Source organism: Methylobacterium haplocladii, assembly GCF_007992175.1.
GTDB lineage: Bacteria > Pseudomonadota > Alphaproteobacteria > Rhizobiales > Beijerinckiaceae > Methylobacterium > Methylobacterium haplocladii.
The window spans coordinates 99,898-109,446 of sequence record NZ_BJZT01000004.1 but is presented as its reverse complement, the minus strand read 5'-3'; the positions used below and the strand labels follow the sequence as shown (position 1 = coordinate 109,446).

Here is a 9,549-nt window from a genome sequence, read left to right as displayed (position 1 = left end):
CGGCATCGAGACAGACCGCCACGTACCGGCCGAAGGTCTGTGAGCCGTGGCGGATGTCGACGGCCACATCGAGGATCGCGCCGGCCAGCACCCGCACCAGCTTCGCCTGCGCTGCCGGCGGCGTCTGGAAGTGCAGGCCGCGCAACGTCCCGGCCGGGGCTGAGAAGGACTGGTTGTCCTGCACGAAGGCGGCGGTGATCCCGCCCTCGGCGAGCTGGTCCACGCGAAACACCTCCGAGAACCAGCCGCGCTCGTCGCCGTGCCGCTTCGGGACCACGCGCTTGACCGCCGGGATCTCCGTTTCGATCACCCGCATCGCTGCCCTCCGGCTCGTCGGCCCTCGCCGTCAGGCCGCCGTTGAAGGTGGCGACGGGGGCGAAGTCAAGGCGCTGTCTCGCGAAACTGGTTTCGCGGGTGGCGATGAGCGCCAGCCGGCTTGCACGCCGATCGCCGCCTACGTTACCTCTGTTGCGAACGATCGAAGAACCGCGATCGAAGCCGTGGGGAATCATGACCACCGGCCATGCCACGCAACCGCGTATCTCCTCCGTCGCAGCTCTCACGCTCGCGCTATCGATGCTCGCCGCGAACCCGGCCTCGGCACAGCGTGGGGCAGATCCGACCGGTCTCTGGCTGACCGAGTCCCGTGCGTCGCAGGTTCGCGTCGCCCGTTGCGGCGGCGGTTATTGCGGCACGCTCGTCAGCGTGAGTGGCTCGGGTGTCGACGCCAACAACCCCGATCCTGCCCTCAAGTCCCGCAAGCTCGTCGGCGTGCAGATCCTGACGGCCGGCACGCCGAGCGGCGACGGTTTCCAAGGCTCACTCTACAACCCGACCGACGGCAAGAGCTATTCGGGCTCGATGACCCCGAAGGGACCCGACCGCCTCGAGGTCTCGGGGTGCGTGCTCCGCGTGATCTGCAAGAGCCAGACCTGGACGCGGTTGAAGTGAGGCTGGATGCGTCTGCGCGCTCATGCCCCCTGGAGGGGCAACGCCGGACGATCTATGCCGCGCGGTCGATAAGCGGCTCGTGAGAAGCTGCTCCAACCGAGGAACGCCCCAGACGATGCCTAGACATTTCCTCATCGCAGCCATGCTCGCCGGCTTCGCCTTGCCCGCCGTGGCGGAAGATGCCGCGCCGCCGAGAACGATCCGCAACGCGCCGGCTCCGCGCGCCCTCGAACTCGCGGCGTACATCTACTCGGCCTCGAATGTCTGCGGCTACAAGATCGGCGTGCCGGAGTTCGACGCGGTGCTTTCCAAGATGAACACCAAATCCGAGGACGTCAGCCCGCGTGGGCCGTTCGGCGCCCGGATCCAGGGCATCTTCGCGATGATGTCGAACGACATGGCGCTGCATCGCGAGCAGTCCTGCATCGCGGTGGCCGGCGAGTACGGCCCCGAGGGCAGCATTGCCAAGAACGTGCTGCAGCCGATGGCCGCCGGCGAAACGCTTCCGCCGGCTCCGCAGGCCCCGGACGCCACGCCTGCGAAGTAGCGACCGGTGGAGATCCAGGCGTCACATGGGCGCTACCGTTACAGCGCTCTGCCCAGCCGCCGGGTCTACGACTGGCCCGGGGGTAAGCGACTCGCCGTCTATGTGGCGCTGAACCTCGAAACCTTCGCCTTCGGCGAGGGACTCGGTGCTGAGCTGGCGCCGGGCGGGCCGCAGCCGGACGTACTCAACTATTCCTGGCGCGACTGGGGCAACCGCGTCGGCGTCTTCCGCCTGCTCGACACGTTCGCGGAGCTGTCACTGCCCCTGGCAGTGCTCGCCAACAGCCGCATCCATGCCGATTGCCCCGGACTGATGGAGGCCGTGCGCCGTTATGGCGAGACTCACCCCATCGAGATCGTCGCCCATGGCCGCAGCAACGCGGAGCGGCAGGGCGATTGCGACGAGGCGGCCGAGGAGGCGCTGATCGCCGAGGCGACGCAGGCTCTGGCACGTGCGGAGGGCAGGGCGCCCACGGGTTGGCTCGGCCCCTGGATCTCGCAGTCGCGCGTCACGCCGGACCTGCTCTCGGAGGCCGGTTACGCGTACCTGCTCGATTGGGCACATGACGACCAGCCGGTGCGCTTCGCGACCCGGGACGGGCGCGGCATCCTCTCGGTGCCGTATCCGCAGGAACTCAACGATATCCCGGCCATCGTCGCCCGCGGGCACACCGGCCGGGAATTCGCACGGATGATCCGCGACGGCTTCGCGGAGATGCGGGCCGCGTCGCGGACCGCGCCCGTGGTGATGGGCATCGCGCTCCATCCCTACATCGTCGGCCAGCCGCATCGCCTGAGACCGCTACGGCAGGCGCTGGCGCGCATCGTCGAGCACCGCAAGACGATCTGGCTGACGACGCCCGGCGCGATCGCCCGGCACGCCGTCGCCTTGTCGGACGATATCCTGCCCGGCTGAGACGCCGCGGAGGATCTGCCTCCCATGACCCCGCAACGCCCTATCTCCGGTCTGAATGTTCGTGTTCGAATGGATCGTCGCGGTGCTGGTCGGCGCCGTGCTGCTTGCGGCGCTCGCGCGGCGCCTCGGCGCGCCGTATCCGGCGTTTCTGGCGCTCGGCGGCGTCGGGCTCGCGCTGGTCCCCGGCTTTCCGAACCTGCGACTCGATCCCGATCTCGCCCTGGCGCTGTTCCTCGCTCCGGTCCTGGTCGATGCCGGCTACGCTACCTCGCTGCGGGACCTGCGGGTCAACTGGCGGCCGATCGCAGGCCTTGCCGTCGGCGCGGTCGCCGTCACCACCATCGCCGTCGCCGTGGTGGTCAAGGTGCTGGTGCCGGACATGCCGCTCTCGGCGGCGATCGTGCTCGGCGCCATCGTCGCGCCGCCGGATGCCGTGGCCGCGCTCTCGGTGCTCGCGCATGTGCCGCTGCCGCACCGGCTCACCACCATCCTGCGCGGCGAGAGCCTGCTGAACGATGCCGGCTCGCTGCTGATCTACCGCCTCGGCGTCGCGGCTGCGGCCACCGGGCACTTCAGCCTGTCCGAGGTCGCGCCGGCCTTCCTGCTCGGCGTCGTCGGCAGCCTGATCGCCGGTCCGATCCTTGCGCGGATCTATCTCTGGGCGATGCGCTGGGTCTCGGATCCGGCCAGCAGCATCGTCCTGCAATTTGCGGCTGCGTTCGGTGTCTGGATCGCGGCCGAAGCGATCGAGCTGTCGGGCGTGCTCACCGTCGTCAGCTTCGCGCTGGTGGTGGCCCGTTATGCGCCCGAGCGGACGGCGCCGAGGCCACGCGTCCTGTCCTATGCGGTCTGGGACACGGCGATCTTCGTCCTGAACGTGCTGGCCTTCGTGCTGATCGGCAATCAGCTCGGCCCGATCCTCGAGCGGCTGCGCGCCTCCGAGCACCTGCCCTTCGCCCTCGTCGCGGGCTCGGTGCTGCTGACGGTCGTTCTGGTTCGGATCGCCTGGGTGCTGCCGGCCAGCGGCATCCGCCGGATCGGCTTCGCTGCGGATCGTCGCTCGCAGGACCGGTCGGTGCTCGGGCTCGGCACGGCCTTCCGCAAGGGCATCGCGGCCGGTGGACGCGAATCGTCCGATCTCGGCCCCGGCGCGGGTTTCGCCGTGTCCTGGGCGGGGATGCGCGGTCTCGTCACCATCGCCGGAGCCCTGGCCTTGCCCGAGAGCGGCCCGAACGGCGCCTTCCCCTATCGCGATCTCATCGTGCTCACGGCCTTTGCCGTCGTGATCGGAACCCTGGTGCTCCAGGGGCTGACTCTGCGGCCGCTGCTCGCCTGGCTGAAGCTCGAAGATACCGATCCGGTCGGCCACGAGATCGGCTGGGGCCGCGCGGAGGCCTACAGCGCCGCGATCCGGAGCCTGGAGGGCGACGAGTCCGAGATTGCAGAAGCCCTGCGCCGCGAATTTCGCCTCGTCGTCGAGGCGGCCGAGGCGCACGAGGAGGGTTTGGCTCCCGAGGGCCTACCTGCCGACGATGCCCGACGCCGGGCGATCCAGGCCGCTCGCGAGCGAATTCTGACGCTGCGCCGCGCTGGCGAGATCGGCGACGATGCATTCTTCGTACTGGAGGAAGAATTCGACTGGACCGAGCTTAGCGCGACGCCTCGCGCAGAGACCTGAGCGCCGGTCAGCCCGCGCCTACACGGCTCTCGATGGCATCCCAGACCGATACGGCCAGGTCGGGGCCCCCGAGTCGTTTGATGGCGCGAAGGCCCGTCGGCGAGGTCACGTTGATCTCGGTGAGATGGCCGTCGATGACGTCGATACCGACGAGGATCAGACCACGGCGCTTCAATTCCGGGCCGATGGTGGCGCAGATCTCGCGTTCGCGATCGGTGAGATCGGACGGGCCGGCCGCTCCGCCGCGCACCATGTTCGAGCGGATGTCCCCTTTGGCCGGCACCCGGTTGATGGCGCCCATCGGCTCGCCGTCGACGAGGATGATGCGCTTGTCGCCCTCGGTCACCTTTTCGAGAAACTTCTGCACCACCCACTGCTCGCGAAACGTCACGGCGAACAGGTCGAACATCGATCCGAAATTGGGATCGTCCGCCGACACCCGGAAGACTGCGGCGCCGCCATGCCCATGCAGCGGCTTCATCGCCACCGTACCGTATTCGCGGCGGAACGCTTCGATCTCGTCCTTGTCGCGCGAGACCAGCGTCGGGGGCATCAGTTCGGGAAAGTCGAGGACGAACAGCTTTTCGGGGGCGTTTCGGACCTCCGCCGGATCGTTGACGACCAGCGTCTCGTCTGAGATCGACTCAAGGATGTGGGTCGCCGTGATGTAGGCCATGTCGAAGGGCGGATCCTGACGCATCAGCACCACGTCCGCTTCGACGAGATCCATCCGCTCGATGGTCCCGAGCGCCGCATGCGCGCCCTCGACATCCTGGACCGTTACCGGCTGGACCCGGGCGGTAACATGCCGACCCTGCATCGAGAGCCGGTCGGGCGTGTAGTACAGCAGACGATGCCCGCGCGCCTGCGCTTCCAGCATCAGCGCGAAAGTGGTGTCACCGGCGATCCGGATCGCCTGGATCGGGTCCATCTGGACCGCGACGGTGAGGGCCATGGGTAACCTCTGATTGTACGAGGAGGTGGCCCCCTCCGGTGCTTGCGAGAACCGCTCAGCGGCCCTTGATCTTGCCGGGCTCGCGGCGGTCGAAGTCGCCAATCGCGGATTTGCACTCTGCGGAGAGGCGCGGCCGGTTGCGATTCATGCACTTGTCGGCGTCCGGGCTGTTCGGATCGACGCCGGCGCAGAGACGGAAGAAGTCGTTCGCGCAGTTCAGCTGCAGGCCGGGATCGTCCCGCTGGGCGAGCGCTGGGCTCGTCGCGGCAAGGAGGATGGCGAACGGCGCAATCTTTAAAACCGTCGACAGGCCCTTCGACGGGCTCCCGAATCGTGCCGTATCCGAAATCATCCTGAGGTGTCCTTACGCGCTTTCGCTCAAAGCGTTCGAGACGCCATATCGGGCGTCGCGCGGCGTAAGCAAGCGCGCCCGGCCGGGGTCGGAGGCGGTTCCTGGGCATGGGTCGCCTGCAGGCAACACACTCCGCGCGCGCGTGCGGAGATGCGATCGACGCGAAAGGACCCCGCTCGGAGATCGAGCGGGGCCGAAGTCGAAGGGAGGAAACGCCCGCCTTGGGCATGGACTAATCAGCAATTCTCATGCCGATCAGAATTCGCGTTCCGTTTCAGGACGGTTGCCACCTCGATTCCCGGACCGGCTCGCGCATCGATCGTTCTTCGCTCGCTATCGTCGCGTCTAACGGGACGGAAGCCGTCGTCGCTTGGCAACACTCCGTTAACGATGCCGTGATGATCTTCCGCGGCACCCAGGCCGAGCGGTGCCATCGTCCGGCCATCCTCCATCGCTCAGTCGCACTGTCGCGGATGCGCGTGACGCCAGCCGCACGGAATCGGACGGGATCATCCGCATGAACCCCCGCACAACCCTTTCGAAGAGCCGCGATACCGCGGCCGAGCCACGTCCGTCCGCACTGGTGGTGGCCATGCCGCAGACGGCCGGGCGCCGCTTCCGGCGCGAGGCGCCATCGGAAGCCGCATCGCACGGGCAGATCCTGCTCTTCACCGGAGTTCGCTACGAGCGCATGCCGGACATGCAGGCCGAGCCGGCGATCCCTCAGCGCAAGCGTTCGTGACGCACGCCGTGCGACGGGGCCTCGCGCGGATCCTGCCGTTCGCAGGCCTGCTGCTGGTCGGCGGCTGCGCCCAGGAAGGCGATTTCGGGCGGCCGGCGCCGAGCGCCTGGAACGCCCTGGTCGATTCCACCGGCGCCATCGCAGCGCGGGAACGCGAAGAACCGTCCTCCGTATTTCCCCTGACCGACGACGAGCGGATCCTTCGGGATCGGGCCTGGCGCTTCCTGATGCCGGCCCAGGGGCGCGCCGCCTTCGTCGACGTTCTCGCCAACCTGACGCGTTCGCGGCTGCTGCCGCCGTTCTGGCGCATCGACGACATCGAGGGCTACCATGCCGGGCTGATCGCCGGCCCGTTCCGCTCGCCCTATTCGCGCTACAGCCGGCTCTCCGAGGATGCCACCGCCGACGGTCGTCTCATTCCACCGTTCGCCGCCACGGCCTCCCGGGTGCTCGACGCCGACCGCCTGCGCCTGCGCGCCCTGCCGTTCTCGGCGAGCCTCGACGATTTCGACGTCCGCCATGCCGCGATGCGGGTCGCCGAAAACCGCTGCCTGATCGCGTGGGTCCGGCTGGAGACCGGCTTGCGCGTGGCGCGGTATCGCTACGCCCTGGAGCACTTCGTCATCGAGATGCCGGGGCGCGAAGCTCTCGGTGCCGAGCGCACCATAGCCTTTCTCGACGAGCGCCGCCCGATCCTCGCCGCCCTTCTGCCGCCGGAGGCGGAAGCTCGTTGCGGCCTCGTGCAGACCGCCCTGCCGCTCGCCGGGCTGGCCGCACCGGTGGTCGCGAAGTACTGACGGCGGAGCACCGTTTTCCCGAGTCCACGAGTCCCGCCATGCGAACCATCGTCTATGCCGACGGCGGCTGCGACCCCAATCCCGGCCCCGGCGGCTGGGGCGTCGTCATCCAGGCTGCCGATGGCCCGGTCGAGCTTCACGGCGGCGACCGCGTCACCACGAACAACCGCATGGAGCTGACGGCCGCGATCAGCGCGCTCGAATATTTTCCCGAGGGTGCGGCGATCGAGATGCGCTGCGACAGCCAGTACGTCGTGAAATCCGTCACCGAATGGATGCCGGGCTGGAAGCGCCGCGGCTGGCGCACGGCTACCGGCCCCGTCAAGAACGTCGACCTGATGGAGCGGCTCGATTCCCTCGCCCGCACCCGCGACGTGCGCTGGACCTGGGTGCGCGGCCATTCCGGTGAGGTCGGCAACGAGCGTGCCGACGTGCTCGCGACACTTGGACGACGCGAGATCCTCGGCGAGCGGGCAAAGCCACAGGAGGCGCCGGCGAGGTCCCCCGAACCGACAGCCGCCGCGACCATTCCATTCCTGATCGAGGTCGGGCTGGCCGGCGAGATCGCACGGGCAGCCGAGCGCCTGGGATTGCCGCAGGCTGTCGTGATCGAGGACGCGCTGCGGCTCGCCCTCGAACTCGGCCCCGAGGGCGTCGCCCGGACCCGCAAGGCACTCGCCCTCGACAGCGCGAGGCGCCCGGCCAAGGCCTCCTGAGCGTCTCGGTGGAGACCACGTTCTTCGCTCGACCCGCAGCCGAAGTGGCTTCGGACCTGATCGGGCACTCACTGATGGTCGACGGCGTCGGCGGTATGATCGTCGAAACGGAGGCCTACGACCGGCAGGACCCGGCCTCGCACAGCTTCGCGGGGCCGACGAAGCGCAACGCCAGCATGTTCGGGCCGCCGGGCCACGCTTATGTCTACCGCTCCTACGGCCTGCACTGGTGCCTGAATTTCGTCTGCGAGCCCGGTAGTGCGGTCTTGTTGCGCGCGCTCGAGCCCGTCGAAGGCCTGGAGGCGATGCGGACGCGGCGAGGCCTCGGTGACGTACGCCTGCTCTGCGCTGGGCCGGGCCGCCTGTCGCAGGCGCTCGCTGTCGGCGCTACGCATGACGGGATGCCGCTCGGGGCAGCGCCGTTCGCGTGGCGTTTTCCTGCAGGCCCGGTTCGGGTCGAGGCCGGCCTGCGCATCGGCATCAGCCGCGGCGTCGAGACGCCGTGGCGGTTTCTGCTCGCCGGCTCGCGCTTCGTCAGCAGGCCGTTGCCGTCCAAGAGGCCTTGAGACTCAGCCGCCGGGCTTGGTGTTCGCGTCCGTCGGCTCGTCCGGCGCGTCGATCGAGCAGGAGACCGCGTCGACGGCGTCGTTGGCCATGGCGCTCTGGCTCGGCAGGGCCGCGATGACGCGGACCACGGCATAGCCTTCGCGCTCGTTGGCAACGATGCGAACGTCGCGATTGACCTCGTTCTCGTTCTCGGAGGCGAGAGCTTCGTCGTACTGGCCGCGGGTCATGATTACGAGGTCGAGGCTGCCGCGGACCGCAGCCTGATCGGTCACGGCATAGAACGCGCCCTTGCGGCTATGCACGGCGATCGAGAGGGTCAGCGCCCCTGTACGGGCCGAGACGCGCATGGGACCGTCGTCAAGATCGTAGGCGCAGACGCCCACGGCCACCGCTGGGTCCGGGATTGGCAGCCAGGCCTCCGCCGCGGCAGGCGCACCGGCGACCGCGAGGCTATGGATGCGCAGCGGGTGGTCGAGGCTCTCGCTGCTGCGAGCGCGCGAGAACGCGTCGCCCTGTGCGAAATACGGGATCGCCCGCACCGTGACGATATGGACGATGCCGGCAAGCACCAGCCCGCACAAGGTCGCGAGGATGAAGCGTCCGCGCGTGCTCATCGGCTGCATCCCAGACGCGTGATCGCTGGCAGCGTGTTGCGGTCGAGGCTGCCGACGCTCGCGGCGACGGGGGTGTCGTAGAGCCTGAGCGCGAGGCGGACCGGCCCTTTGGGGCGCGGCATCGGCAGCCAGTTGCCGCTCTGGACGTCCCGGCCGATCGTGATGACGAAGCGGTCGTCGTCGCCGCGCAGGATTTCGGTCGAGGTGAAGCCCTCGCGCAGCGGCGTCGCGGCGGGGTCGGCCGCGCCGCGGCCGGCGATGGTCAGAGTCCAGGCCCGGGCCGGAGGCACCACGCCGCCGATGGCGTAGGTGCAGCCCGCATCGAGGGTGCGACCGTCATTGTCGGTGGCGGCGGTGAGCAGCAGGCCCTCGCCGATGGCGAGCGGGATCTCGCCGCGTCGCGCATTCACCGCACGGGAATAGGGGTCGGCGTCCGTCGAGCCGGTCTTCGGCCAAGCCGTCCAAGCGCCGATCGTGGTGCCGCCGAACGGATAGCCGCCGCGCGTCGCGAAATCGGCGCTGGCGAGGCCGAGCACGGCGCCGAGCGCCAGCGCGTAGAGCACGAAGCCGGTCCGGGACGTCCGGCGCAAAAAGCCGCCGAGGACGCCGCCGATCCGGGCGCCGCGCTCCTGCAGCGTCGTTCCGCCGGCCGGCGCCGGCCGTTCGGCGCGCGCGCCGGTCATCATGCGTGTGAGTGCGTTCACGGATCGCCGCC

Annotated in this window: 13 protein-coding genes; 8 read left to right on the top strand and 5 right to left on the bottom strand. The window is 69.2% G+C overall.

Annotation, left to right across the window (positions count from 1 at the left end; translation table 11 throughout):
- A partial coding sequence (locus MHA02_RS02105; RefSeq protein WP_147076316.1) for a dTDP-4-dehydrorhamnose 3,5-epimerase family protein occupies positions 1–316 on the bottom strand: 316 nt, incomplete at its 3' end.
- Positions 317–510: 194 nt separating this feature from the next.
- On the opposite strand from MHA02_RS02105, the gene MHA02_RS02100 reads away from it, so the two are divergent.
- From MHA02_RS02100 to MHA02_RS02085, 4 genes are all read left to right on the top strand, one after another.
- Entirely contained in the window at positions 511–951 is a 441-nt protein-coding gene (locus MHA02_RS02100; protein WP_147076315.1) for a DUF2147 domain-containing protein, read from the top strand.
- Between the two features lie 115 nt (positions 952–1,066).
- Positions 1,067–1,498 carry a hypothetical protein gene (locus MHA02_RS02095; protein ID WP_147076314.1) on the top strand — a complete coding sequence of 144 codons (432 nt, stop codon included), beginning with the start codon at positions 1,067–1,069 and terminating at the stop codon, positions 1,496–1,498.
- Between the two features lie 6 nt (positions 1,499–1,504).
- Positions 1,505–2,413, top strand: a complete 909-nt coding sequence (locus MHA02_RS02090) for a polysaccharide deacetylase family protein (RefSeq protein ID WP_147076313.1) — start codon at positions 1,505–1,507, stop codon at positions 2,411–2,413.
- Between the two features lie 55 nt (positions 2,414–2,468).
- The gene (locus tag MHA02_RS02085; protein WP_147076312.1) at positions 2,469–4,091 is read left to right on the top strand and encodes a cation:proton antiporter; all 1,623 of its coding nucleotides are present in this window, start codon (positions 2,469–2,471) and stop codon (positions 4,089–4,091) included.
- A 7-nt stretch (positions 4,092–4,098) separates the two neighbouring features.
- Here MHA02_RS02085 and gshB read toward each other — a convergent pair whose 3' ends face one another.
- Positions 4,099–5,046, bottom strand: coding sequence for a glutathione synthase (gshB, locus tag MHA02_RS02080; protein WP_147076311.1), 948 nt, complete (start codon positions 5,044–5,046; stop codon positions 4,099–4,101).
- Positions 5,047–5,101: 55 nt separating this feature from the next.
- Positions 5,102–5,398: a hypothetical protein gene (locus MHA02_RS02075; protein WP_147076310.1), complete on the bottom strand. Its 297-nt coding sequence runs from the start codon at positions 5,396–5,398 to the stop codon at positions 5,102–5,104.
- 517 nt (positions 5,399–5,915) lie between these two features.
- On the opposite strand from MHA02_RS02075, the gene MHA02_RS02070 reads away from it, so the two are divergent.
- Genes MHA02_RS02070 through MHA02_RS02055 form a run of 4 tightly spaced genes read left to right on the top strand, consistent with a single transcriptional unit; the run spans position 5,916 to position 8,219 of the window.
- A complete protein-coding gene (locus MHA02_RS02070; protein ID WP_147076309.1) occupies positions 5,916–6,140 on the top strand; it encodes a hypothetical protein in 225 nt (74 codons plus the stop codon).
- On the top strand, positions 6,137–6,937 hold the full coding sequence (locus MHA02_RS02065; RefSeq protein ID WP_244612391.1) for a hypothetical protein: 801 nt from the start codon (positions 6,137–6,139) through the stop codon (positions 6,935–6,937). The genes MHA02_RS02070 and MHA02_RS02065 overlap by 4 nt, the downstream gene beginning before the upstream one ends.
- A 38-nt stretch (positions 6,938–6,975) precedes the next feature.
- Positions 6,976–7,653 (top strand): ribonuclease HI, encoded by a 678-nt coding sequence (gene rnhA, locus MHA02_RS02060; RefSeq protein ID WP_147076307.1) that lies wholly within the window; start codon positions 6,976–6,978, stop codon positions 7,651–7,653.
- Between the two features lie 8 nt (positions 7,654–7,661).
- On the top strand, positions 7,662–8,219 hold the full coding sequence (locus MHA02_RS02055; RefSeq protein WP_147076306.1) for a DNA-3-methyladenine glycosylase: 558 nt from the start codon (positions 7,662–7,664) through the stop codon (positions 8,217–8,219).
- Between the two features lie 3 nt (positions 8,220–8,222).
- Here MHA02_RS02055 and MHA02_RS02050 read toward each other — a convergent pair whose 3' ends face one another.
- Both MHA02_RS02050 and MHA02_RS02045 read right to left on the bottom strand, forming a co-directional pair.
- Positions 8,223–8,834, bottom strand: a complete 612-nt coding sequence (locus MHA02_RS02050) for a DUF1254 domain-containing protein (RefSeq protein ID WP_147076305.1) — start codon at positions 8,832–8,834, stop codon at positions 8,223–8,225.
- Positions 8,831–9,520: a DUF1214 domain-containing protein gene (locus tag MHA02_RS02045; RefSeq protein ID WP_147076327.1), complete on the bottom strand. Its 690-nt coding sequence runs from the start codon at positions 9,518–9,520 to the stop codon at positions 8,831–8,833. Before MHA02_RS02045 ends, MHA02_RS02050 begins: the two co-directional genes overlap by 4 nt.
- Positions 9,521–9,549 lie beyond the last annotated feature (29 nt).

Coding starts and splice junctions, on each gene's coding strand:
- MHA02_RS02100 (WP_147076315.1), top strand. CDS start 511: ATGACCACCGGCCATGCCACGCAACCGCGTATCTCCTCCGTCGCAGCT.
- MHA02_RS02095 (WP_147076314.1), top strand. CDS start 1,067: ATGCCTAGACATTTCCTCATCGCAGCCATGCTCGCCGGCTTCGCCTTG.
- MHA02_RS02085 (WP_147076312.1), top strand. CDS start 2,469: ATGTTCGTGTTCGAATGGATCGTCGCGGTGCTGGTCGGCGCCGTGCTG.
- gshB (WP_147076311.1), bottom strand. CDS start 5,046: ATGGCCCTCACCGTCGCGGTCCAGATGGACCCGATCCAGGCGATCCGG.
- MHA02_RS02075 (WP_147076310.1), bottom strand. CDS start 5,398: ATGATTTCGGATACGGCACGATTCGGGAGCCCGTCGAAGGGCCTGTCG.
- MHA02_RS02070 (WP_147076309.1), top strand. CDS start 5,916: ATGAACCCCCGCACAACCCTTTCGAAGAGCCGCGATACCGCGGCCGAG.
- rnhA (WP_147076307.1), top strand. CDS start 6,976: ATGCGAACCATCGTCTATGCCGACGGCGGCTGCGACCCCAATCCCGGC.
- MHA02_RS02050 (WP_147076305.1), bottom strand. CDS start 8,834: ATGAGCACGCGCGGACGCTTCATCCTCGCGACCTTGTGCGGGCTGGTG.
- MHA02_RS02045 (WP_147076327.1), bottom strand. CDS start 9,520: ATGATGACCGGCGCGCGCGCCGAACGGCCGGCGCCGGCCGGCGGAACG.